The organism is Kribbella sp. NPDC051936, assembly GCF_040680955.1.
Taxonomy (GTDB): Bacteria; Actinomycetota; Actinomycetes; order Propionibacteriales; family Kribbellaceae; genus Kribbella.
In genome coordinates this window covers 436,429-459,266 of sequence record NZ_JBFAXS010000003.1, presented here as the reverse complement: position 1 = coordinate 459,266, position 22,838 = coordinate 436,429, and the positions used below count along the sequence as shown (strand labels likewise).

Genomic DNA, 22,838 nt, shown 5'->3' with positions numbered 1-22,838 from the left:
GCCACTCTACGTGCAGAACGACAGCCATGTCATTCACCGCCGGACCGACACGAAGCGTGTCGCTGACAAGGCAACCGGACGCAGCCAACTCTGGCAGGATCGTTCCAGTGAGCTCAACTTCTTCCAGCGTGGCGCTCGTGGAGGAGTTGCAGGGGCGGATTCGTGAGGTCGACCAGTTGGTCAACGCCGTCTGCACTCCGAATCCCGCGGCGCTCACCGATGCCGCCCGTCTCGACACAGAGCGTGACGAAGGGCGGGTTCGTAGCCCGCTGCACGGCGTACCCGTGCTGGTCAAGGACAACATCGACACCGCCGGCCTGTCGACCACAGCCGGCTCGCTGGCGCTGGCCGACCAGCCACCGCCGCCGGAGGACGCGCCGCTGGTCCGCCGGTTGCGCGAGGCGGGCTGCGTGATCCTGGGCAAGACGAACCTGAGCGAGTGGGCGAACTTCCGCGGCTCGGCCTCCTCGTCCGGCTGGAGCGCGTACGGCGGCCTGACCCGCAACCCGTACGCGCTGAACCGGTCGGCGGGCGGCTCCTCCTCCGGGTCCGGCGCGGCCGTCGCGGCCGGGCTCGCCGACTACGCGATCGGCACCGAGACCAACGGCTCGATCGTCTGCCCGGCCGCGCTGAACGGCGTGGTCGGCCTGAAGCCCACCGTCGGGCTGATCTCGCAGCAGGGCATCGTCCCGATCTCGCACTCGCAGGACACCGCCGGACCGATGACGAAAACGGTTACTCAGACGGCTGCGCTGCTCTCGGTCCTCACCGGCGGTCACACGGACTACACCGAGTACTGCTGCGGCACGGACCTCAGCAACGTGCGCATCGGCGTACCGCGCGGTCCCCTCTGGGGCTACTCGACCGGCCTGGACCAGGTGACCGAGCGTGCGCTGGAGCTCCTCAGTCAGTGCGGGGCGACTTTGGTCGACCACTTGTCGTTGCCGACGCCGGGCGGCGACGAGGACCAGTTGCAGGTGCTCTCCCACGAGCTGAAGGTCGACATGGCGGCGTACCTCGCCACCCGTGCGCCCGGCGGTCCGCGGACGCTGGACGACCTGATCGCGTTCAACAACGATCATGCGGACCAGGAGCTGCAGTGGTTCGGTCAGGAGCTGTTCGAGCGCGCTGCGGCTACCGAGGGTCTTGACGCCCCGGTGTACGTCGCTGCCCGCCTCACCGCGCTCCGCGCCGGGCGCGACGGCATCGACAACCTGCTGCGTGACAATCAGCTCGACGCGCTGGTCAGCCCGTCGTACTCGCCGGCCTGGGCGATCGACCTGGTGAACGGCGACCACGTTCTCGGTAGCTCGTCGTCACACGCCGCTCTGGCGGGCTATCCGCTGCTGTCGGTGCCGTCCGGGACGGTCGCCGGACTGCCGGTCGGGATCACGATCAGCGGTACGGCGCGAAGTGAGGTCACGCTCATTCGCTTGGCTCACGCCTTCGAAACCGCGAGAATCGTTGCAGACGGACCGTTCCCGACCCCGGAGTTCACACAGTGGGTATAGATCGCGTCAGGTGGGGAATCGTTGCAACCGGCAACATTTCGACCCAGTTCACGCACGATCTGGCGCTGCTCCCGGACGACGCGGTCGTGGCCGCGGTCGCCTCCCGCTCCGAGGAGAGCGCGCGGAAGTTCGCCGCCGAGTTCGGCATCCCGAACGCGTACGACGACTACCGGCGACTGATCGACTCCGGCGAGGTCGACGTGATCTACATCGGGACCCCGCACCCGCAGCACTACGCGATCGCCCGGACGGCGCTGCAGGCCGGCGTCGCCGTGCTGTGCGAGAAACCCGTCACGCTGACCGCCGCGCAGGCCAAGGACCTGATCGCGCTCGCCGCCGAGCACCGGACGTTGTTCGCCGAGGCGATGTGGATGCGCACCAACCCGGTGATCCAGGCGGTCTTCGCGGACCTGGAGCGCGGCGTGATCGGCGAGCCGCAACAGGTGGTCGCGGACTTCGCGTTCCACAAGCCAGCACTGCCGGCGCGCCTGCTCGACCCGGCGCTCGGGGGAGGCTCGCTGATGGACGGCGGCATCTACCCGATGACGTTCGCCTACCTGGCGCTCGGCCGGCCCGCAGAGGTGAAGGCGGTCGGTTCGCTCAACCAGGACGGGATCGACCTGAACGTCGCAATGGCCTGGCGGTACGACTCGGGCGCGGTCGCCGCGCTGACCTGCGGCCTGCGCTCGCAGAACCCGTGGGTCGCGTCGATCAGCGGCCCGGACGGCAACCTGCAGCTCCCGCACCGCTTCCACCACCCCGAGTACTACGTGCGCACGACCGCTTCCGGAGCGGAGCGGATCGACGTCCCGACGCATGGCCGTGGGTACCACTACGAGGCGGCAGAAGTGATCCGTGCGCTGCGCCAGGGACTGATCGAGGTTCCGGCTCTCCCCCACGCCGGCACGCTCGAGATCCTCGAACTGCTCGACGAGACCCGGAGCCAGATCGGGGTGCGCTACCCCGGTGACGACGACGACCTGAGTGGATGACGCTGAAGATGCCGAACGGTAGGAGTTCCTTCGTTGTGGTGGCCAACCGGCTGCCGGTCGACCGGACCGAGATGCCCGACGGCAGCACCGCGTGGCGCCGAAGTCCCGGCGGCCTGGTGACCGCGCTGGCGCCGGTGATGCAGGGCCACCACGGCGCCTGGATCGGCTGGACCGGCAGCCCCGACGAGAAGCTGGACCCGTTCGACAACGACGGCATGCACCTGGTGCCGGTGATGCTGTCCGCCGAGGACGTGCAGCTGTACTACGAGGGTTTCTCGAACGCGACGCTCTGGCCGCTGTACCACGACGTGATCGTGGCGCCGGAGTTCCACCGCGAGTGGTGGGAGTCGTACGTCGCGGTCAACCGGCGGTTCGCGGAGGCCGCCGCGGAGGCCGCCGACGACAACGCCGACGTCTGGGTGCACGACTACCAGCTGCAACTGGTCCCGGCGATGCTGCGCCGGCTGCGTCCCGACGTCCGGATCGGGTTCTTCCTGCACATCCCGTTCCCGCCGACCGAGCTGTTCGCGCAGATGCCGTGGCGGCGGCAGATCCTGGACGGCCTGATGGGCGCCGACCTGGTCGGTTTCCAGCGGCCCGGCGCGGCGTCGAACTTCGCCCGGCTGGCCCGCAACCGGATGGGCCTGCGGACCCGCGGCGACCGTATCCACCTGCCGGACGACCGGATCGTCCGGGCGAAGGCGTTCCCGATCTCGATCGACGTCAACGAGCTGGAGAAGCTCGCCCGGCAGCCGGAGACCACCGCGCGGGCGGCCGAGATGCGCGAGGAGGTCGGCAACCCGACGCACATCCTGCTCGGCGTCGACCGGCTCGACTACACCAAGGGCATCCGGCAGCGGCTGCGGGCGTTCGGCGAGCTGCTGGACGAGAAGCGGATCTCGGTCGACGACGCGGTGTTCATCCAGGTCGCGACGCCGTCCCGGGAGCGCGTCGAGCAGTACCGCGTGCTCCGCGACGAGATCGAGCTGCTGGTCGGGCGGATCAACGGCGAGCACGGCCGGATCGGTACGCCGGCGATCAACTACCTGCACACGACGTACTCGCGGACCGAGATGGCCGCGCTGCTCCGGGCCGCGGACGTCGCAGTCGTGACCCCGCTGCGGGACGGCATGAACCTGGTCGCCAAGGAGTACGTGTCGACGCGGTACGACGACACCGGGGCGCTGGTGCTGAGCGAGTTCGCCGGCGCGGCGGACGAGTTCCGGCAGGCGTTCCTGGTCAACCCGCACGACATCAACGGCATGAAGGACACGATCGTCGACGCGATGAACACCGACGACCGGCAGCTCGGCCGGCGGATGAAGGCGATGCGCAAGCACCTGGCCGCGCACGACGTGAACGTCTGGGCGCAGACCTTCCTGAAGGCTCTGCATGACGAGGACTGACGGGAAGGTCCTCGCGCTGGATCTGGGTACGTCCTCGGCGCGGGCACTCGTCCTCGCGGCGGACGACGCCGCACCGATCCCGGGCGCGCTCGCACGGCACAAGATCTCCCCGGCCTACGGCCACGACGGCTCGGCGACGCTCGACCTGCACGAGTACGTCGAGGGCCTGCTCGGCTGTCTCGACGAGCTCGAGCAGAACGGCCACCTGGACGGCATCGGCGCGATCGTGCTGTCCTCGCAGTGGCACTCGATCGTTGCCCTCGACACCAAAGGCACGGCGGTCACCCCGGTGATCACGTGGGCCGACACCCGCTCGGTCGACCTGGGTCTCGGGACGTCGTTCGACGAGCACGCCTTCCACGCCCGCACCGGCGCGTGGCTGCACCGTCTGTACTGGACCCGCCGCATCCCCTGGCTGCTGTCCACCGCCTCCGCCGATCAGTTCGCCGGCCTGCCGGACCTGGTGCTGGAGCGGCTGACGGGTGAGCGCGTCACGTCGGTCTCGGTCGCCTCCGGGACCGGCACGCTCGACCTCGCCACCGGTGCGTACGACGACGAGGCGTTGGAGATCGCCGGTGTGACGGCCGACCAGCTGCCACCGATCGTGCCGACCGGGTGGACGGGCACGTTGTCGGCCGAGTACGCACGCCGCTGGCCCGGGCTGGTCGGCGTACCGGTGCATCCGCCGACCGGTGACGGAGCCGCCTCGAACGTCGGCACCGGCGGGTACGACGCCGGCACCGCCGCGGTGACCGTGGGGACCTCGGCCGCCGTACGAGTCGTGCACCCGATCGAGAACGCGCCGGAGCTGCCCTGGGAGCTGTGGCGGTACCGGGTCGACGACAAGCGCGCCGTGACCGGTATGGCGTTCTCCGCGGCCGGGAACCTGCACGCCTGGCTGACCGGCGTCCTGCGGCTGGAGTCCGACGAACCGGCCGGCGTCGAGATCGGGACGACGAACGCGATCGCCATCCCGTTCATGGCCGGCACCAGGCCGCCCGCCGTCGTACCCGGCGGGTCCGGGGTGTACTTCGGCCTGTCGTTCGACGACACCCCGGCCGCCCTGCTCGCCGCGGCCCTGCAAGGCGCCTCGCTGGAGATCGACCGCGGGCTGCGGACCCTCGACGCGCTGTTCGGGCAGCAGCTCGACGTCGTCCTCGGCGGCGGCGGGATCGACGCCTCGCAGTGGTGGCGCCGCTGCCTGACCGCGACCTTCGCCCGCCCCACCACGGTCTGTGCCGAGCCGGAGGTCGGCGCACGGGGCGCGGCCGCCGTAGCGCTCGGCCTCTCCCCCGAACCGGGCGGCGAGCACCTCACCCCGGTCGCCGACGAGGTGGCTCGCCTGGCCGACCTGCGGACGCGCTACGAGGCCCTGCGCGAGCTGGCTGTTCAGGCTTCGGCGCTCTGAAAGCTCTACTGCGGTTGCGGTAGGGCGGGGATACTGCCGCAGGACGAGGCGGTCCGGCGGGCGGCCACGTACTGTGAAGGCATGGAACGGCTCATCCGGTTCTGCCGTGCCTCGGCGCGGCATCCGCTGGTGCTGGACCTTGCGCTCGCCCTGACGATCCTGCTGATCAACCTGCTGGTTCCCGGCGGCAAGCACGTCGGCGAGCGGATCGAGCTGAACGCGACGGTCGTCGTACTGGCCGTCGTGGGTGCCGTTGCGCTCACGTTCCGGCGACGGGCGCCGATCACCGTGCTGGTGGTCACGACGGGTGTTGCGATCGCCTTCGTGATCGCCGAGCAGGCCAAGAGCCCGATCGTGCTCTTCATGGGAGTCGCGGTCTTCACGGTCGTCCTGGCGAAGGACGACCGTCTGACCCGCTGCGTGGTGGTCATCGGCACGGCCCTCGCGACGCTGGTCGCCGAGGCCTTGTTCGTCAGCGGGGACGTGCTGGACAACCTCGGTCTGGTCTTCTTCGTGCTGTTCTCGGGCGCGATCGGCGAGGCGGTGCGGAACCGGCGCGCCTGGCTGATGGAGCTCGAGGAGCGGGCGCTGCGGGCCGAGCGGTCCCGGGACGAGGAGGCCCAGCGGCGGGTGATCGAGGAACGACTGCGGATCGCGCACGAGCTGCACGACGTCATCGCCCACCACATCGCCCTGATGAACGTGCAGTCCGGCGTCGCGGCCCACGTCCTCCGGACCCAGCCCGACGAGGCCGAACGCGCCCTGGCCCTGGTCCGCTCCGGCGGCCGCACCGTGCTGCAGGAACTGACCGTTCTCCTCGGCGTACTCCGCCGTTCCGGCTCCCCGCTCCCGACCGCACCGGCCCCTTCGCTGAACGAGCTGGACGCCCTCATCCACTCCTTCACCGCCGCAGGCGTGGCGGTCAACTGGACCCCACCGCCGGCACTGGGCAAACTCCCGGACGTCATAGAACTCACGGCCTATCGAGTCGTCCAGGAATCCCTGACCAACGTCCTCAAACACGCCCCCGGCGCAACCGCCGACGTCCGCATCACCCGCACCCCGACCAGCCTGACGGTAGAGGTAACAGACACCGGCCCTCACCCCGCCGGGCCCGTCGTCACCCACCTGGGTGCCGGGCATGGGCTGATCGGGATGCGTGAGCGGGTTGCCGCCGTAGGCGGCGAGCTGGTGGCTGGGCCTGGGCAGGCGGGCGGGTTCGCAGTACGTGCTGTGCTTCCTCTGGAGACTGGAGTTGAAGGTGACGATCAGGGTGTTGCTGGCCGACGACCAGACGCTGATCCGGAGCGGGTTCCGGGTGCTGGTGAGTTCAGCGCCAGATCTGGAGGTCGTTGCTGAGGCCTCGAACGGGCGGGACGCGGTGGAGCTCGCGCGGTCCGAGCGGGCCGATGTGGTGCTGATGGACATCCGGATGCCCGAGGTCGACGGGCTCGCGGCGACCCGGATGATCACCGCGGACGAGGCGCTCGCGGGTGTGAAGGTGCTGATCCTGACCACGTTCGAGGTCGACGAGTACGTGTTCGACGCGATCCGCGCCGGCGCCAGCGGCTTCCTCGGCAAGAGTGTCGAGCCGGCCGAGCTGATCGACGCCATCCGGGTGGTCGCCCGCGGCGACGCCCTGCTGTCCCCGAAGGCGGTCCGCGGCCTGATGAACCGCTTCCTGGCCGAACCCACCGCCGGGCACGCGATCGGCGCCGGCATCCTCGACGCGCTCACCGACCGCGAGCGCGAGATCGTCGGCCTGGTCGCCCTCGGCCTGTCCAACGACGAGATCGCCGACCGCCTGGTGCTCTCCCCGTCGACGGCGAAGACCCACGTGAACCGCGCGATGGTGAAACTCGACTGCCGCGACCGCGCGCAGCTCGTCGTCCTGGCGTACCAGACCGGCCTCGTACGTCCCGGCGTACCGCAGCCGCGGTAGCCGGTACGGCGAACGCGGTACGTCCAGAAGCCCGCCACGGGCAGACGCGGGCGACGACGTATCGCCGGAAGCATCGGCGGCATGGCTACGTATCTCTATCGCCTCGGCCGCTTCGCCTTCCGCCGGCGACGGTTCGTCGTGCTGATCTGGCTCGGGCTGCTCGCCGCGGGGATCGCGGGCGCGGCGACGCTGTCCGGCCCGACCGCCAACGGTTTCTCGATCCCCGGTACCGAGTCGCAGCGCGCCGCGGACCTGCTCAACGAGCGCTTCCCACAGGCAGGCGCCGACGCCGCGACCGCCCGGATCGTGTTCCAGGCGCCGGCCGGCCAGAAACTCACCGACACGCCCCCGGTCCGGCAGACCCTGGACCGGCTCGCCACCGCGCCGCAGGTCGCGCGCGTCGTGGATCCCTTCACCGCCAAGGCGATCTCCCCCGACGGACGCACCGGCTACGCGCAGGTCACCTACAAGGTCACCGCCCAGGAGGTCACCCCCGAGGCCCAAGAGGCCGTCGCCGCGGCGGTCGAACCGGCCCGCGCGGCCGGCTTCACCGTCGAGTACGGCGGCGACGCGATGCAGGCACAGGGCGAGCAACAGCTCACCGAGGTGATCGGCATCGGCGTCGCCGCGGTCGTCCTGCTGATCACGTTCGGCTCGCTGATCGCCGCCGGCCTACCGTTGCTGTCGGCAATCATCGGCGTAGGCATCGGCGTCACCGCGATCTCGGCGATCAGCGGTTTCGTCGACATCGGGTCCGGGACGCCGATTCTCGCGCTGATGATCGGGCTCGCGGTGTCGATCGACTACGCGCTGTTCATCATGTCGCGCTACCGGCACGAGCTCAGCACGGGACTGGAGCCGGAGGAGGCGGTCGGCCGCGCGGTCGGTACCGCCGGATCGGCCGTGGTCTTCGCGGGCCTGACCGTGGTGATCGCCCTGGCCGGGTTGTTCGTGGTCGACATCCCGTTCCTCACCCAGATGGGCCTCGCGGCCGCGTTCACCGTGGTCATCGCGGTCGCGATCGCGCTCACGCTGCTGCCGGCGCTGCTCGGGTTCGCGGGGCGGCGCGTGCTCGGCGGTCGGATCCCCGGTCTGCGCGGCGGCGATCCGGAAGCGGCCGGACGGTCGACGGCCGGACGCCGGTGGGCAGGATTCGTCACCCGGCGACCGCTGGCCGTGCTGCTGGTGACCGTCATCGGTCTCGGCACGCTGGCGATCCCGGCGACCGACCTCGAACTCGGGCTGCCCGACGACAGCACGGCGGCACCCGATTCCACGCAGCGCAAGGCGTACGAGCTGCTCTCGGAGGGCTTCGGGCCCGGGTTCAACGGCCCGCTGATGGTCGTGGTGGACGCCGGCGCGTCTCCCGATCCGCGCGCCGCGGCAACGGCTACCGCGTCCGCCGTACGTGGGCTGCCGGACGTCACGATGGTCACGCCACCGGTCTTCAACCCGGCCGGGAACACCGCACTGCTGACGGTGATCCCGTCGAGCGGACCGAGTACGCAGGCGACCAAGGATCTGGTCACGGCGATCCGGTCGATGCCCGACAGCGACCGCGCCGAGGTGGCGGTCACCGGGGCGACCGCGGTCAGCATCGACATCTCGGACAAGCTCGGCGGCGCGTTGCTGCCGTACCTGTCGCTGATCGTCGGGCTCGCGTTCCTGCTGCTGATGCTGGTGTTCCGCTCGATCCTGGTGCCGCTGAAGGCGACGCTTGGGTTCCTGCTGACCGTGGTGGCGACGTTCGGCGCCCTGGTCGCGGTGTTCCAGTGGGGCTGGCTGGCCGGGCTGTTCGGGATCGAGGGGCAGACCGGGCCGGTGATCAGCATGCTGCCGATCTTCCTGATCGGTGTCGTGTTCGGGCTCGCCATGGACTACCAGATCTTCCTGGTGACCCGGATGCGCGAGGAACACGTGCACGGCGCGGCGCCGCGGACAGCCGTCGTCGACGGGTTCTCGCACGGAGCCCGGGTGGTCACGGCGGCGGCAGTGATCATGACGGCGGTCTTCTCCGGGTTCATCCTGTCCGGCGAGACGCTGATCCGCGAGATGGGCTTCGGCCTGGCCCTCGCGGTCGCGCTCGACGCGTTCGTGGTCCGGATGACCGTCGTACCGGCCGTGATGGCACTACTCGGCCGGCGAGCCTGGTACCTCCCCCGCTGGCTCGACCGCCTCCTCCCCAACGTCGACGTCGAAGGCGAAACCCTGCGCAGGAACCTCCCGCCCGTCCCCGCGCCGAAGGAACCCGAACCGGCCCACTGAACCGGTTGGGTGATGGCGGCCACTGACAGAAGCCCGGTTGGGCCGGATCATGGCCGCCATGTGGCGGGAAATGATGAAGTCGAAGGTGCACCGGGCGACGGTGACGCAGGCGGACCTGGACTATGTCGGGTCGTGCACGCTGGACGCCGACCTGATGGCGGCGGCCGACCTGCTGCCGGGTGAGAAGGTGGACATCGTCGACATCACCAACGGCGCGCGGCTGTCGACGTACCTGATCGAGGGACCGCGCGGGTCCGGGATCGTCGGCATCAACGGCGCGGCGGCGCACCTGATCCATCCGGGCGACCTGGTGATCCTGATCGCGTACGGGATGTTCGACACCGCCGAGGCCAAGGTCTTCGAACCGAGCGTAGTCTTCGTGGACGAGCACAATGCGATCACCCGCATCGGCTCCGACCCCGCCGAGGCGCTGCCCGACAGCGGCACGCTGCGCGGGGACGAACTGCACCCGTAGCGCCACGAACCGCTGAGATGAGGACTGGTCGACGATGACCGAGAACGCTGCCGAGAACGCCGCGCCGAAGACCGCGTCGCACGACAACGAGCCGAGCCCCAAGCTGCGCGCGTTCATGAATTCCGGCTGGGCCGACTCCGAGCGGCACGATCTGTCACTGAGCGATGCCGGGGTGTGGGCGGCGAAGCGCCGGGACGCGCTGTCCCAGGCGTTCCCGGGCGAGCGTCTGGTGATCCCGGCCGGCACCTACAAGGTCCGCTCGAACGACACCGACTACGTCTTCCGCCCGCACACCGACTACGTCTGGCTGACCGGCAGCCAGACCTCCGACGCGGTGCTCGTCCTGGAGCCGAACGGCACCACCGGCCACGACTCCGTGCTGTACTTCCGCCCGCGCGCCGACCGCTCGCAGGGCGAGGAGTTCTGGCGCGACCGGATGTACGGCGAGCTGTGGGCCGGACGGCGGCCGTCGCTGACCGAGACCGCGAAGGAGTTCGGGATCGAGACGCGGCACGTCGACCAGCTGGCCGACGCGCTGAAGAGCGACGTACCGACGCGGGTGCGGCGCGACGAGGACCAGTCGATCGCCGCGCTGCTGACCGGCGCCCGCACCGACGACCTCAAGGACAACGAGCTGGCGGCGACGCTGTCCGAGCTGCGGCTGGTCAAGGACGCGTACGAGCTCGAGCAACTGCGGGACGCGGTAGCGATCACCCACCGCGGCTTCTCCGACGTCCTCGCCGAGATGGACAAGGTCCGGCAGTACGGAGAACGCTGGATCGAGGGCACGTTCTGGCGCCGGGCCAGGGCCGAGGGCAACGACGTCGGCTACACGTCCATCGCCGCGGCCGGTCCGCACGCGACCACGCTGCACTGGATCGAGAACGACGGCCCGGTGAACGACGGCACGCTGATGCTGCTCGACATGGGTGTGGAGAACCGGCAGCTGTACACCGCCGACATCACCCGGACGCTGCCGGTGAACGGCGAGTTCACGCCGCGCCAGCGGGACCTGTACCAGCTCGTCCTGGACGCGCAGAACGCCGGGATCGCGGCGCTCACGCCGGGGGCCGCGTTCCGCGCCGGGCATGAGGCCGCGATGGAGGTCATCGTCCGCGGTCTCGACGCGATGGAGCTGCTGCCGGTGTCGGCGGAGGAGGCGCTCGACCCGGAGAGCCGGCTGTACCAGCGGTACACGCTGCACGGCGTCAGCCACATGCTCGGCCTCGACGTGCACGACTGCGCCGCGGCCCGCGACGAGAACTACCGCAAGGGCAACGTCCAGCCCGGCTACGTCCTCACCGTCGAGCCCGGCCTGTACTTCCAGTCCGACGACCTGACCGTCCCCGAGGACCTGCGCGGTATCGGCATCCGCATCGAGGACGACATCCTGATCACCGACAACGGCCCGGAGAACCTCTCCGAGGCCATGCCCCGCACCGTCGACGGCATCCAGAACTGGATGGCCTCCTAGCCCGAGTCTGGTAGGAAGAGCCGGTGCACATCATCGGGAGCGAGCTGACGGCAGCGCAGTTGTACGACGTGCTCCGGTTGCGCGTCGACGTGTTCGTCGTCGAGCAGGAGTGTGCGTACCCGGAGCTCGACGGGCGTGACCTGCTCGCCGGTACGCATCACCTGTGGATCGAGGAGCAGGGCGCGATCCAGTCGTACCTGCGGTTGCTGACCGAGCCCGGCCGGATGCGGATCGGCCGGGTGGCGACCGCCGCGCAGGCCCGCGGCCGGGGGCTGGCGGCGCAGCTCATGAAGGACGCCCTGGAGATCGTCGGCGACACCGACAGCGTCCTCGACGCGCAGACGTACGCCCAGGGCTTCTACGAGAAATTCGGGTACGTTGCCGAGGGCCCCGAGTTCGTCGAGGACGGCATCCCGCACCGGACCATGTGGCGACGGGTGCCCTGATCCAGCCACCTGATCCCGCCACCTGATCCAACCGCCTGATCCGGCGCCCGGCGCCGGATCAGGTGGCAGGTCGTGCTACCAGATGCGGACGCGGTCCTCCGGGGCCAGCCACATGCCGTCGGAGTCGGTCGTCCGGTAGGTGGTGTGGAACGCGTCGATGTTCTTCACCACCGCGTTGCAGCGGAACTCCGGCGGGGAGTGCGGGTCGATCGTGAGGCGGCGGGCGGCTTCCTCGGGACGGGTCTTGGTGGCCCAGGCATGCGCCCAGGCGGCGAAGAACCGTCCGCTGCCGGCCTCGTCGGCCTCGCCGCCGTCCAGGGACAGCTGGTAGGCGACGTACGCGATCGACAGGCCGCCGAGGTCGCCGATGTTCTCGCCGAGGGTGAGCTTGCCGTTCACCTTCTGGCCGGGAGTCTCGGCCGGCTCGAGCGCGTCGTACTGCGCGACGAGCTTGTCGGTGCGCTGCTCGAAGGCCTTGCGGTCCTCGTCGGTCCACCAGTCGTTCAGGTTGCCGTCCGCGTCGTACCGCGAGCCCTGGTCGTCGAAGCCGTGGCCGATCTCGTGGCCGATCACCGCGCCGATCGCGCCGTAGTTCGTCGCGTCGTCGGCGACCAGGTCGAAGAACGGCGGCTGCAGGATGCCGGCCGGGAAGACGATCTCGTTCATCCGCGGGTTGTAGTAGGCGTTGACCGTCTGCGGCGTCATCCGCCACTCGTTCCGGTCGACCGGCTTGCCGAGCTTGGCCAGGTCACGCGCGGTCTCCACCGCGACCGACCGGCGGACGTTGCCGAACAGGTCGGCAGGGTCGATCTCGAGGGCCGAGTAGTCCTTCCACTCGTCCGGATACCCGATCTTGGGCACGAAGGTGCCGAGCTTCTCGAGCGCACGCTGCTTGGTGTCCGGACCCATCCAGTCCAGCGCTTCGATCCGCTGCCGGTAGGCGGCGACCAGGTTCTGCACCAGGTCGACCATGCGGGCCTTGGCGTCCGGCGGGAAGTGCTCCGCGACATACAGCTTGCCGAGCGCCTCGCCGAGCGCCGACTCGACCGCGCCGACGCCGCGCTTCCAGCGCTCCCGCAGCTCGGGTGCACCGGTCAGGGTCTTGCCGTAGAAGGCGAAGTTCTCGTTGACGAAGGCCTGGCTCAGCAGCGGCGCGGCACTGTGCACGATCCGCCAGGCGAGCCACTCCTTCCACCGGTCGATCCCGACCTCCTGGAGCGCGGTCGCGGCCGCGGTCAGGTAGTCCGGCTCGCGGACCACGACCTCGGCGAAGGCGCTCTCCGGCACGCCGGCGCCGGCCAGCCAGGTCGACCAGTCGAAGCCGGGTGTCAGCTCGTCGAGCCCGGCCCGGTCGAGCTTGTTGTAGGTCAGCTGCACGTCCCGGTCCTTGACCCGGTCCCAGTGCGAGCCGGCCAGCCGGGTCTCCAGCTCCAGGATCCGCTCGGCCGCGGCGGTCGTGTCGGACAGCCCGGCGAGCTCCAGCATGGTCGCCACGTGCGCGACGTACGCCGTCCGGATCTCGGCGAAGGTGTCCTCGCGGTAGTACGACTCGTCGGGCAGGCTGAGGCCGCCCTGGGTCAGGTGGACGATGTTCTCGTCGGACTTCTTCGCGTCGGCGTCGACCCAGTAGTGGAAGACACCCGGCACGCCCTGCAGCTCGAGCTGCCCGAGGACCGACACCAGTCCGGCCACGTCGGTCACGCCCTGGACGAGGGCGAGCTGGTCCGCGATCGGCTCGGCGCCGAGGCGCTCGACCGTCTCGGTGTCCATGAAGCTGCTGTAGAGATCGGCGATCTTCCGCGGCTCGCTGCCTTCCGGATGCCCGGCGGCGACGGTCTTCTCGACGATCGCGCGGACGTCCTGCTCGGCGCTGTCCCAGAGCGCGTGGAACGCGCCGTGGATCGCCTTGTCCGCGGGAATCTCGTGCTCCGCGAGCCACGTCCCGTTCACGAAGCGGTACAGATCGTCCTGCGGGCGAACCGCCGCCGAGTCGTCGATTCCTGCTGTCATCCCTGACCCCTTGTCCCAAGTCGAGTTGCTGTCAGCGAACATACCCGGTTCGCGAATCCGCCGGTCAGAACTATCCACAAGACGCGGCGTACTTCACCGACTCACAGCAGCCGGTCTTCTCCAAGCTCTGCGGCGGAAGGCCGAGTCGATCCCGACGACTTCCGCACCGCCGCCGACCGTCCTACGGTGGGCCGAAGGGGAGGAATCATGAACATCCGGCATGTCCGTCATGTGATGGCCGCTCTCGGCCTGCCCGTCCTGCTGATGGGCCTCGTCTCCACGTCGGCGGCCGCCTCCGGTGAACCAGCGCCGGGGCCGACCGTCGTCAAGCAATCGGTCTACGACTCACCGTGCGACAAGGTCCGCTTCGGGACCGCGCAGACGTCCCGGCAGTCCAAGGTGTTCCCGACCCGGATCGATCTGCCGAACGGCTTCCAGCCCGAAGGCATCGCGATCAGCCGGGCCACGGCCTACTTCGGCTCGCTCGTCGACGGTGACATCTACGCCGCCTCGCTGCGGACCGGACGCGGGAAGGTGATCAGCCAGGGACCCGGTACGCCGTCGGTCGGTCTGAAGGCGGACAACCGCGGGCGGCTGTGGATCGCCGGCGGTCCGAGCGGTACGGCCCGCGTCGTCGACATCCGGACCGGCAAGATCCTGAAGAGCTACACGCTGACCACCGAGACGGCGACGTTCGTGAACGACGTCGTCCTGAGCCGGACCAGCGCCTGGTTCACCGACTCCAGCCGTCCCGTCGTCTACCAGGTGCCGATCGGCCGCCACGGTCAGCTGCTGAACCGGGTGCGGACCGTCCCGCTGAGCGGCGACTACGTGCACGATCCGACCGGGTTCAACGGCAACGGCCTGACGCTGACCCCGGACGGCCGGGCGTTGATCATCGTGCAGTCGTCGACCGGGTTCCTGTTCCGGGTCGATCCGCGGACGGGTGTCACGAAGCGCGTCGACCTCGGCGGCACGCTGATGACCAACGGCGACGGCATGCTGTTGCTCGGCCGCACGCTGTACGTCGTGCAGAACTTCTCCAACCAGGTCGCCGTCGTGGAGCTGAACAAGTCCGGAACGGCGGGCCGGCAGGTCCGGACCATCACCGATCCGGGCTTCGACGTCCCGACGACCGCGGCCGCGTTCGGTCACCGGCTCTACCTGGCGAACGCCCGGTTCAGCACCCCGCCGACGCCGACCACGCTCTACTGGGCGACGGCGGTCCGGCGCTGACGGACAGCTGAACGGACAGCTGACGGTCAGCGACACGTTCACAACCCGTCCTGGTCGTGCCAGTGGTGCTGCCAGCGGGTGTCGACTGCGTCGTCGGCGCGCTGGTAGCGGATGTCGGTCGACAGGCGCATGTCCGTCGACACGTTGTCGAGGGCCGCGTGGACGGTGTGCGCGGTGTGGACGACGACATCTCCGGCCGCATAGTCGGTGACCAGCCAGTTGGCGTCGTACTGCGTCGCCAGTGCGGGCAGGTCCGCGGTGATGGACGCGGCCGGCCGTTTCAGCCGGCCAGCCGCCTCTTCCTCGAGCACTCTGTGGTGGCTGCCTTCCAGATAGGTCAGGCCACCGCGGCTGACCGGGCAGTCCCCCAGTGGGATCCAGGCGGACAACACCTGGTCGCTTCCGCCGCGCAGGTACACCAGGTCGTAGTGCGCTTGCGTCGCCGTACCGATGCCGTTCTCGCCCGGGGCCGTCTGGCGGATGATCTTCCGTCGGTGCAGGAACGGCTCCCCACCGAGGAACCACTCGAACCAGCCCTTCAACGCCGGCTGTGCACAGAACGCCGCATACTCCGCTCCCGGCACGATCTCCTCGAACAGCACCTTCCGGTACGACGCCCTGTCCGCGGCGGCACCCGTCAACCCGAAGTAGTACGCCCGGAACGCCCACACCGCCGCAGGGTCGAGCAGTCCGGTCAGAAACAGGTATCCGTCGCGCTGCAGCCTGGAGCGCAACGCGGTCCGATCCCCCCGCTCTGCCTCGGGTACCGCAACCAGTTCACCCAACCGCCGCTCATCGAGCACGTATCCGTTTGACGTCAGCACGCCTCCATTCCAGCGGCGTACCGCGCTCAGCGGAATGGACACCCGGTACCGGCTTCTTGGACTCTTGTAGTCGTGCAGAACTGGTCGACCTACCTGACTCCAGGCGCTGTCGAGCACCAGCTTGGACTCTTCTGTCTCGGCGTCGGGGAGCAGACACACGGCCCGGGTGCCGCTGCGGAGCGCGCTCTCGGCTGCCACGCGCTCGTCTGGCTCAAGGAGGGACGGGGCGAACTGCTGCACGGCCCTGACCGCGAGCTGCACGAGGTGCGCGCACCCGCCCTACTGACGTTGTTTCCCGGCGTACTGCACGGCTACCGCCCCAGCACGCGCTGGCGCCAGGCGTGGACGCTGTTCAGTGGACCCGCGACCGAGGCGCTCACCTCACTCGGGCATCTCGATCCCAGCCGGCCGGTCCGCCGGTACGGCGATCCGCGTCCGATCGACCGCGCGTTCACGCGCCTGCTCCGCGTCAGCACGCAGCACAACGCCGTGCAGCTCACCGGAGCGCTCTACGACCTGATCGGTCACGCCGGCACGACCGCGGGTGACGGTGTCGCCGCGCGACTCGCGGAGCTGGCGTGTACACCGATGAGCATTCAGGACTACGCCAGTGAGCTCGGACTCACGGTCAGCAAGCTGCGCGACGCAGTACGTCGTACGACGGGCTCAACCCCGCATGAACTCGTCCTGAGCACCAGACTGAGCTCTGCAAAGGTTTTGCTCGCCGAGGAGGACCTGTCCGTGGCCGCGATCGCGCGGCGGGTCGGGTACGACGATCCGGCGTACTTCAGCCGCCTCTTCACCGCCAGAGTGGGGATGTCGCCGGTCGCGTTCCGCCGGTCCGGTTCGATCTCGGGGCGGATTTCCTCCCTTTGACGGAGGCGCCGTCGACTTTCCGACGTGTAAAACCATTCACCGGGGTGACGTGTTTCGGCGCCGGGCACCGATACGGTCGTGGCCATGAGTGAAACGCAGCCCATCGACCCGCGATACGCGAACCCGTCGCGACGCCCGAAGAAGCGCCGCAACTGGTTCCTCCGGACCGTCGGACTGATCGTCCTGCTGTTCGTCCTCATGCTGATCGCGGTCCCGCTCTACGCGTGGAGCCGGATCGACAAGATCGAGGCGATGCCGACCGGTCAGCGGCCGGCCGAGACGCCCGGCACGACGTACCTGATGGTCGGGTCGGACGCCCGCGAGGACCTCAGCCGGGCCGAGCGCGCACGGCTGCACACCGGCGGTGACGCGGGACCGCCGCGGACCGACTCGATCATGCTGATGCACGTCCCGAAGTCCGGGCCGACGGTGCTGATCAGCATCCCGCGCGACAGTGCGGTCAACATCCCCGGCGTCGACGGCAAGCAGAAGATCAACGCCGCCTTCAACAAGGGCCCGGCGTTGCTGATCCAGACCATCGAGAACAACACCGGGCTGCGGATCGACCACTACGTCGAGGTCGGCTTCGGCGGCTTCGCGTCGGTGATCGACAGCGTCGGCGGCATCAACATGTGCTTGCCGAAGGCAATGAAGGACAAGGACGCGCACATCGACCTGCCGGCCGGTTGCCAGGAGCTCGACGGTGTGAACGCGCTCGGCTACGTGCGGTCCCGCAAGGCCGACGGCAAGAACGACTTCGGCCGCACCGAGCGGCAGCGGCAGATGGTCGGCGCGGTCGCGAAGAAGGCCGCCTCGCCGTCGACGTTCCTGAACCCGGTCCGGTACTTCAATGTCGCGACCAAGGGCGTCGACGCCCTGACCGTGGACCAGGACATGAGCCTGTTCGACTTCGTCCGGTTCGCGCGCGGCATGCAGGCGATCTCCGGCAGCGGCGGAGTCGCGCTGAGCGTGCCGACCAGCGACGACAACTACGGCCTGTGCTGCAACCGGGGTTCCGCGGTGAAGTGGGACACGGCCAAGGCGAAGGCTCTCTTCGACGCCATCAAGAACGACAACACCTCCGGCCTGAAGAGCAGTTGATCTTCCTCGTCCACGCGGTGGTGAGCCTGGGGATGCTCATCGTCGTACCCCTCGGCCTCACCCTCCTCCCGACGCGAACCACCAGCACCCGCTGGTGGTTCGCGTTCGCCGTTCCCGGAGCAGTCGCGCTGTGGCTGCCGCGCGGCGCGGTGTCGATCACTCTGGCGTCCATCTACCTCACCGGGACACTCGTCCTCATCGGACTGGCCGCGCGGCATCTCCTCCAGCAGAGAACGCTCAGACCGCGACAGGTGGCTCTGTACACCGCACCGGCATGTGGCTGGTCGGCTGGAACCTGTGGCGGCGGTCGCGGCGGACGGACCGGACAACAGGCGTGCTGCTGGTCGTGTCCGGCTCGGTGCTTGTGCTGACGATGCTGCTGGCCGTCAGCTGGGCACTGGGACATGTGGTGGACACGCCGTACCTGCCCCTGGAGTGGATGGTTGCCACGCACGGGTGGCGAATGCGATTGGCTTCGGGTTGTGCGGTGTGCTGGCGATGCGACGGGAAGGAGCCCGATGAGGCTGGAGGATCTGGCAAGGTTGCCGTTCACGTACGACGAGGTGGGCTGCACGGAGTACGACGAGACGCCCGAGGGTTATCACCGGCTGGAGTACCGGGAGCGGATCGGCGCGGGGGACGAGGTGTTCCGGCGGGCTGCTGACGCGTTGCTGGCGTGGCGTATGCACCGCGCCGCCGGTATCCCGGTGACGGCGACGTCCACACCGCCCGAGGTCGGCACCGACTCGCTCGGACGCCTCGGCCCCGGGCTGCTCGTCCCACCCCTCCGGACGCGCACCCAACTCGGCCTGCCGATCCCCTGCCGCGTCGTCCGGGTCGTCGACGAGCCGGACCGCATCGGCTTCGCGTACGGCACCTTGCAAGGCCACCCCGAGGCCGGTGAGGAGTCCTTCCTCGTCACCAGTGACTCCGACGGCGTCCACGTCACCATCCGCGCGTACAGCCGCGGAGCCACCTGGTACACCCGCGTCGCCGGCCCTCTCACCCGCACGGCCCAGCACTACGCCGCCACCCGCTATGCGGCAGCCCTACGCCACCTGTCCGCATAGCAAAGGCCCCGCAAGCTCATACCTTTGCGGGGCCGCGACCTTTGTACCTTGGCGGGCAAGACCCGCACTCGAGCGACACGCGAACAGCAGGCGACAACCCGGGGTGCATTGCGAGCCGTAGTACTGCGAGACTGTGGCGGGTGAGTCCCAAGACGTTGTCGGATCTGGTGGCGCCGGACTGGGCCGAGGCGTTGGCCCCGGTCGAAGGCACTGTGGCGCAGATGGGTGAGTTCCTGCGCGGAGAGATCACCGCGGGCAGGGCCTATCTGCCGGCCGGGGAGAACGTGCTCCGCGCGTTCCACCGACCGCTGGCCGAGGTGAAGGTGCTTGTGGTCGGGCAGGACCCGTACCCGACGCCCGGCCACCCGGTGGGGCTCAGCTTCTCGGTGGCCCCCGACGTACGGCCGATCCCGCGGAGCCTCGCGAACATCTACCGCGAACTGATGGCGGACGTCGACGTACCGGCGCCGTCCAACGGTGATCTGACGCCATGGGCGGACCAGGGCGTGCTGATGCTGAACAGAGTGCTGACCGTGCAGCCCGGTAAGTCCGGCGCCCACCGCGGCAAGGGCTGGGAGAGCGTCACCGAGCAGGCCATTCACGCGCTGGTAGACCGCGGCGGCCCGCTGGTCGCGATCCTGTGGGGCCGCGACGCGCAGACCCTGAAGCCGATGCTGGGCAGCACGCCGTACGTCGAGAGCGCGCACCCGAGCCCCATGTCCGCGGACCGCGGCTTCTTCGGCTCGCGCCCGTTCAGCCGCGTCAACGCCCTCCTGGTCGAGCAAGGAGCCGAGCCGGTCGACTGGCGCCTCCCCTAACAGTTCCCACGCCAGACACGACGACGCGCCGGACCCATCGGGTCACGGCGCGTTGTCATGTGGCGAAAGATTTGTTCGAATGATCCATTGCAGGATCGTTCAACAATCTCCTAAGGTGAGCGGAATCGCCCTGTCCCTCCCGGGAGGAACCATGTGGGTTCTGCTCGCCATCGCGGTGGTGGTCGTCGGGTTCGCCCTCCGGATCAACTCGATGCTCGTCGTCACGGCGGCCGGTATCGTCGCCGGCCTGATCGGCGGCCTGTCGCCGGTCAAGATCCTGAACGCCTTCGGCGACGGCTTCGCCGGCAGCCGGTCCGTCACCGTCTTCATCGTCACGCTGCCCGTCATCGGCCTGATCGAGCGCTACGGCCTGCAGCAGCAGGCCCGCAAGCTGATCGGCAGGCTCAAGGTCGTCACCACCGGCCGCCTGCTCGCCGTCTACCTGCTGATCCGGCAGGGCACCGCGGCCCTCGGCCTGACCAGCATCGGCGGTCCCGCGCAGGCGGTCCGGCCGCTCATCCACCCGATGGCCGCCGGCGCCGCGGAACGCCGGTACGGCGGCAAGCTCCCGGACAAGCTCCAGGAGAAGATCAAGGGCTTCGCGGCCAGCGCCGACACGGTCGGGCTGTTCTTCGGTGAGGACATCTTCGTCGCGATCGGCTCGATCCTGCTGATCACCGGCTTCGTCGACGCGACGTACGGCCTGCACCTGGAGGCGATCGACATCGCGCTCTGGGCGATCCCGACCGGCATCTGCGCGTTGCTCATCCACGGCGCTCGGCTGCTGCTGCTCGACCGCAAGCTGGACAGGCTCGCGGCCGAGATCAAGGCGGCGGAGAAGGAGGTAGCCCGATGATCAAGGTCGAGTGGTTCTACTGGCTCTGCGGGGTCTTCTTCGTCCTGATCGCGCTCCAGGTGCTCAACGACCGCACAAACCCGAAGCGGATCGGCAGCGCGGCGTTCTGGGGCATCCTCGGCCTGTCGTTCGGCTACGGCACGTTCGTGGTGAACAAGCAGGCACCGGCCTGGCTGCTGGGCATCGCGGTGATCGGCCTGGCGGTGCTGGCCGGCTCCGGCTTCCCGGGCAAAGGCGAGGAGCGGACGACGACGCCGGCCGAGCGGGTGCACCTCGCCGACCGGTTCGGCAACAAGCTCTTCCTCCCGGCACTGGTGATCCCGGTGGTCGCGGCGATCTTCGGGGCCTGGCTGGCCAAGGTGAAACTCGGCGACGGCACGCCGCTGCTGCAGACCGGGTCCGCCACCATCATCGGCCTCGGGGTCGCGTCGATCCTCGCGCTGATCGTCGGCATGGTGCTGCTCAGGCCCCAGACCGGGGCGGTGGGGTGGGGAAAGAATGCAACACAGAGCCCCGGCGTCCCGCTGCACGAAGGCCGGCGACTACTGGAGCACATCGGCTGGGCGGCGATCCTGCCGCAGATGCTGGCCACGCTCGGCCTGCTGTTCAACGCCTCCGGTGTCGGCAAGGCCGTCGGCCGGGTCACCGATCACCTGATCCCGAAGGGCTCGCTGATCGCGGCGGTCGCCCTGTACTGCATCGGGATGGCGGTCTTCACGATCATCATGGGCAACGCGTTCGCCGCGTTCCCGGTGATGACGGCCGCGGTCGGCTGGCCGCTGCTGGTGCAGCAGTTCGGCGGCACGCCCGCGGTCGTGTTCGCGGTCGGCATGCTGGCCGGCTTCTGCGGCACGCTCTGCACGCCGATGGCCGCGAACTTCAACCTGGTCCCAGCGGCCTTGCTCGAGATGAAAGACCAGTACGGGCCGATCAAGGCGCAGGTCCCGACCGCCGTCCCGCTGCTGGCCTGCAACATCCTGATCATGTACGTCTTCGCCTTCTAGAGGAGTCCCATGAAGTACGCCGCCGCCTGGGCGAACATCGCCTGCGAGGCGCTCGAGACGCCGTACCCGTACGGCGCGGCCCACGCGTCGTACGGCCCGGACGACGTCGACGTGACCCCGGATCGCCTGCACCCGGCCTTCCACGGCTCCTACGACTGGCACTCCAGCGCACACATGCAGTGGTCCCTGGTCCGGTTGCTGACGCTGGCGCCGGACCAGGTCGGCAGCCGCCCGATCGAGGTGCTCGACCGGCGCCTGACACCCGAGGCGATCGCCGTCGAGGCCGCGTACCTGCGCGAGCGCCCGTCGTACGAACGCCCGTACGGCTGGGCCTGGGCGGCGATGCTGGTCGCCGCCTGCCGCAAGACGCAGTGGGCGGACGCGGTCGCTCCGCTGGGTGAGGTGATCGCGGATCTGGTGCTCGCCTGGCTGCCGAAGCAGGCGTATCCGGTGCGCCACGGCGTCCACCTGAACTCGGCGTTCGCGCTCGCCTTGTTGCTGGAGGCGTACGACGAGTTGGGTCGCGCCGACGTGGTGGATTCGATCCGGGCCCGCGCGCTGGAGTGGTTCGGGGAGGACACGGCGTACGCCACGAGGTTCGAGCCGTCGGGCACGGACTTCCTGTCGCCGGCGTTGTCGGAGGCCGAGCTGATGCGCCGGGTGCTGCCGGATGCCGAGTTCACGAGCTGGTTGTCCGCGTTTCTGCCCGGGCTGGGGACGAGCGCCCATGGGCATCTGCTCGAGGTGCCGATCACCGACGACTCGGGCGATGGGCAGTTGGCGCACCTGTCCGGGCTGGCGTTGTCACGCGCGTGGCAGTTGCGGACGATCGCACCGGCTCTCCCCGACGTGGCCGACCTGCTGCGGGCTGGTGCGGAGCGTCAGGTCGAGGCAGTGCTGCCGACGGTCACCGACGGAGACTTCATGTCGACGCACTGGCTGGTGTCGTTCGCCCTCCTGGCCGACCAGGCGTAGACCCGCCCTTTCCAGCTCTGCCCTTCACCGCCGCGCGGACCAGATTCCGCGCGGCGATTGACACCTGCCGTCATCCCGCCGTACGGTCTCCGGCTAATAGGAAACTTTCCTAACAGTTCGGATTCTCAGCGCGGCGAGTACCCGCGGGC

The 22,838-nt window shown here is 69.5% G+C and carries 22 protein-coding genes; 20 read left to right on the top strand and 2 right to left on the bottom strand.

Features of this window, described 5'->3' with window-relative positions:
- Nucleotides 1-26: 26 nt before the first annotated feature.
- The 10 genes from AB0L64_RS12430 to AB0L64_RS12385 all read left to right on the top strand — a co-directional run bounded on the left by AB0L64_RS12430 (nucleotide 27) and on the right by AB0L64_RS12385 (nucleotide 11,919).
- Nucleotides 27-1,511, top strand: a complete 1,485-nt coding sequence (locus tag AB0L64_RS12430; protein WP_363710237.1) for an amidase — start codon at nucleotides 27-29, stop codon at nucleotides 1,509-1,511.
- Complete coding sequence (locus tag AB0L64_RS12425) at nucleotides 1,502-2,503, top strand: Gfo/Idh/MocA family oxidoreductase (protein WP_363710236.1); 1,002 nt, start codon at nucleotides 1,502-1,504, stop codon at nucleotides 2,501-2,503. Before AB0L64_RS12430 ends, AB0L64_RS12425 begins: the two co-directional genes overlap by 10 nt.
- A gap of 8 nt (nucleotides 2,504-2,511) precedes the next feature.
- Entirely contained in the window at nucleotides 2,512-3,909 is a 1,398-nt protein-coding gene (locus AB0L64_RS12420; protein ID WP_359938745.1) for a trehalose-6-phosphate synthase, read from the top strand.
- Entirely contained in the window at nucleotides 3,896-5,317 is a 1,422-nt protein-coding gene (locus tag AB0L64_RS12415; protein WP_363710235.1) for an FGGY family carbohydrate kinase, read from the top strand. The genes AB0L64_RS12420 and AB0L64_RS12415 overlap by 14 nt, the downstream gene beginning before the upstream one ends.
- An 81-nt stretch (nucleotides 5,318-5,398) precedes the next feature.
- Nucleotides 5,399-6,676, top strand: coding sequence for a sensor histidine kinase (locus AB0L64_RS12410; protein ID WP_363710234.1), 1,278 nt, complete (start codon nucleotides 5,399-5,401; stop codon nucleotides 6,674-6,676).
- Nucleotides 6,579-7,259 carry a response regulator transcription factor gene (locus tag AB0L64_RS12405; RefSeq protein WP_363710233.1) on the top strand — a complete coding sequence of 227 codons (681 nt, stop codon included), beginning with the start codon at nucleotides 6,579-6,581 and terminating at the stop codon, nucleotides 7,257-7,259. The genes AB0L64_RS12410 and AB0L64_RS12405 overlap by 98 nt, the downstream gene beginning before the upstream one ends.
- Nucleotides 7,260-7,340: 81 nt before the next feature.
- Nucleotides 7,341-9,524, top strand: a complete 2,184-nt coding sequence (locus tag AB0L64_RS12400; RefSeq protein WP_363710232.1) for an MMPL family transporter — start codon at nucleotides 7,341-7,343, stop codon at nucleotides 9,522-9,524.
- A 58-nt stretch (nucleotides 9,525-9,582) separates the two neighbouring features.
- A complete protein-coding gene (panD, locus tag AB0L64_RS12395; RefSeq protein ID WP_363710231.1) occupies nucleotides 9,583-9,999 on the top strand; it encodes an aspartate 1-decarboxylase in 417 nt (138 codons plus the stop codon).
- Nucleotides 10,000-10,033: 34 nt separating this feature from the next.
- Nucleotides 10,034-11,473: an aminopeptidase P family protein gene (locus tag AB0L64_RS12390; RefSeq protein WP_363710230.1), complete on the top strand. Its 1,440-nt coding sequence runs from the start codon at nucleotides 10,034-10,036 to the stop codon at nucleotides 11,471-11,473.
- 23 nt (nucleotides 11,474-11,496) lie between these two features.
- Nucleotides 11,497-11,919, top strand: a complete 423-nt coding sequence (locus AB0L64_RS12385) for a GNAT family N-acetyltransferase (RefSeq protein ID WP_363710229.1) — start codon at nucleotides 11,497-11,499, stop codon at nucleotides 11,917-11,919.
- Between the two features lie 75 nt (nucleotides 11,920-11,994).
- On the opposite strand, the gene AB0L64_RS12380 is transcribed toward AB0L64_RS12385, so the two are convergent.
- Complete coding sequence (locus AB0L64_RS12380) at nucleotides 11,995-13,929, bottom strand: M13-type metalloendopeptidase (RefSeq protein WP_363710228.1); 1,935 nt, start codon at nucleotides 13,927-13,929, stop codon at nucleotides 11,995-11,997.
- A 207-nt stretch (nucleotides 13,930-14,136) separates the two neighbouring features.
- On the opposite strand from AB0L64_RS12380, the gene AB0L64_RS12375 reads away from it, so the two are divergent.
- Nucleotides 14,137-15,165: a superoxide dismutase gene (locus AB0L64_RS12375; protein ID WP_363710227.1), complete on the top strand. Its 1,029-nt coding sequence runs from the start codon at nucleotides 14,137-14,139 to the stop codon at nucleotides 15,163-15,165.
- A gap of 38 nt (nucleotides 15,166-15,203) precedes the next feature.
- On the opposite strand, the gene AB0L64_RS12370 is transcribed toward AB0L64_RS12375, so the two are convergent.
- Nucleotides 15,204-15,989 (bottom strand): phytanoyl-CoA dioxygenase family protein, encoded by a 786-nt coding sequence (locus AB0L64_RS12370; RefSeq protein WP_363710226.1) that lies wholly within the window; start codon nucleotides 15,987-15,989, stop codon nucleotides 15,204-15,206.
- Between the two features lie 72 nt (nucleotides 15,990-16,061).
- Between AB0L64_RS12370 and AB0L64_RS12365 the strand changes: the two genes are divergently transcribed.
- The 9 genes from AB0L64_RS12365 to AB0L64_RS12325 all read left to right on the top strand — a co-directional run bounded on the left by AB0L64_RS12365 (nucleotide 16,062) and on the right by AB0L64_RS12325 (nucleotide 22,689).
- Nucleotides 16,062-16,865 (top strand): AraC family transcriptional regulator, encoded by an 804-nt coding sequence (locus tag AB0L64_RS12365; protein ID WP_363710225.1) that lies wholly within the window; start codon nucleotides 16,062-16,064, stop codon nucleotides 16,863-16,865.
- An 84-nt stretch (nucleotides 16,866-16,949) separates the two neighbouring features.
- A complete protein-coding gene (locus AB0L64_RS12360; RefSeq protein ID WP_363710224.1) occupies nucleotides 16,950-17,966 on the top strand; it encodes an LCP family protein in 1,017 nt (338 codons plus the stop codon).
- Between the two features lie 32 nt (nucleotides 17,967-17,998).
- Nucleotides 17,999-18,337, top strand: a complete 339-nt coding sequence (locus AB0L64_RS12355; RefSeq protein WP_363710528.1) for a YndJ family transporter — start codon at nucleotides 17,999-18,001, stop codon at nucleotides 18,335-18,337.
- Nucleotides 18,241-18,630: a YndJ family transporter gene (locus tag AB0L64_RS12350; protein WP_363710223.1), complete on the top strand. Its 390-nt coding sequence runs from the start codon at nucleotides 18,241-18,243 to the stop codon at nucleotides 18,628-18,630. Before AB0L64_RS12355 ends, AB0L64_RS12350 begins: the two co-directional genes overlap by 97 nt.
- On the top strand, nucleotides 18,530-19,036 hold the full coding sequence (locus AB0L64_RS12345; RefSeq protein WP_363710222.1) for a DUF1990 domain-containing protein: 507 nt from the start codon (nucleotides 18,530-18,532) through the stop codon (nucleotides 19,034-19,036). The genes AB0L64_RS12350 and AB0L64_RS12345 overlap by 101 nt, the downstream gene beginning before the upstream one ends.
- A gap of 140 nt (nucleotides 19,037-19,176) precedes the next feature.
- Entirely contained in the window at nucleotides 19,177-19,854 is a 678-nt protein-coding gene (locus AB0L64_RS12340; protein ID WP_359938413.1) for a uracil-DNA glycosylase, read from the top strand.
- A gap of 151 nt (nucleotides 19,855-20,005) precedes the next feature.
- On the top strand, nucleotides 20,006-20,710 hold the full coding sequence (locus tag AB0L64_RS12335) for a DUF969 domain-containing protein (RefSeq protein WP_363710221.1): 705 nt from the start codon (nucleotides 20,006-20,008) through the stop codon (nucleotides 20,708-20,710).
- The gene (locus AB0L64_RS12330) at nucleotides 20,707-21,714 is read left to right on the top strand and encodes a DUF979 domain-containing protein (RefSeq protein ID WP_363710220.1); all 1,008 of its coding nucleotides are present in this window, start codon (nucleotides 20,707-20,709) and stop codon (nucleotides 21,712-21,714) included. The genes AB0L64_RS12335 and AB0L64_RS12330 overlap by 4 nt, the downstream gene beginning before the upstream one ends.
- A 9-nt stretch (nucleotides 21,715-21,723) precedes the next feature.
- Nucleotides 21,724-22,689, top strand: coding sequence for a DUF2891 family protein (locus AB0L64_RS12325; protein ID WP_363710219.1), 966 nt, complete (start codon nucleotides 21,724-21,726; stop codon nucleotides 22,687-22,689).
- Nucleotides 22,690-22,838 lie beyond the last annotated feature (149 nt).

Excerpts from the sequence above, each read along its gene's own strand:
- AB0L64_RS12430 (WP_363710237.1), top strand. The coding sequence starts at position 27 with ATGTCATTCACCGCCGGACCGACACGAAGCGTGTCGCTGACAAGGCAA.
- AB0L64_RS12420 (WP_359938745.1), top strand. The coding sequence starts at position 2,512 with ATGCCGAACGGTAGGAGTTCCTTCGTTGTGGTGGCCAACCGGCTGCCG.
- AB0L64_RS12415 (WP_363710235.1), top strand. The coding sequence starts at position 3,896 with ATGACGAGGACTGACGGGAAGGTCCTCGCGCTGGATCTGGGTACGTCC.
- AB0L64_RS12410 (WP_363710234.1), top strand. The coding sequence starts at position 5,399 with ATGGAACGGCTCATCCGGTTCTGCCGTGCCTCGGCGCGGCATCCGCTG.
- AB0L64_RS12400 (WP_363710232.1), top strand. The coding sequence starts at position 7,341 with ATGGCTACGTATCTCTATCGCCTCGGCCGCTTCGCCTTCCGCCGGCGA.
- panD (WP_363710231.1), top strand. The coding sequence starts at position 9,583 with ATGTGGCGGGAAATGATGAAGTCGAAGGTGCACCGGGCGACGGTGACG.
- AB0L64_RS12390 (WP_363710230.1), top strand. The coding sequence starts at position 10,034 with ATGACCGAGAACGCTGCCGAGAACGCCGCGCCGAAGACCGCGTCGCAC.
- AB0L64_RS12380 (WP_363710228.1), bottom strand. The coding sequence starts at position 13,929 with ATGACAGCAGGAATCGACGACTCGGCGGCGGTTCGCCCGCAGGACGAT.
- AB0L64_RS12375 (WP_363710227.1), top strand. The coding sequence starts at position 14,137 with ATGAACATCCGGCATGTCCGTCATGTGATGGCCGCTCTCGGCCTGCCC.
- AB0L64_RS12360 (WP_363710224.1), top strand. The coding sequence starts at position 16,950 with ATGAGTGAAACGCAGCCCATCGACCCGCGATACGCGAACCCGTCGCGA.
- AB0L64_RS12355 (WP_363710528.1), top strand. The coding sequence starts at position 17,999 with ATGCTCATCGTCGTACCCCTCGGCCTCACCCTCCTCCCGACGCGAACC.
- AB0L64_RS12350 (WP_363710223.1), top strand. The coding sequence starts at position 18,241 with ATGTGGCTGGTCGGCTGGAACCTGTGGCGGCGGTCGCGGCGGACGGAC.
- AB0L64_RS12335 (WP_363710221.1), top strand. The coding sequence starts at position 20,006 with ATGTGGGTTCTGCTCGCCATCGCGGTGGTGGTCGTCGGGTTCGCCCTC.
- AB0L64_RS12330 (WP_363710220.1), top strand. The coding sequence starts at position 20,707 with ATGATCAAGGTCGAGTGGTTCTACTGGCTCTGCGGGGTCTTCTTCGTC.
- AB0L64_RS12325 (WP_363710219.1), top strand. The coding sequence starts at position 21,724 with ATGAAGTACGCCGCCGCCTGGGCGAACATCGCCTGCGAGGCGCTCGAG.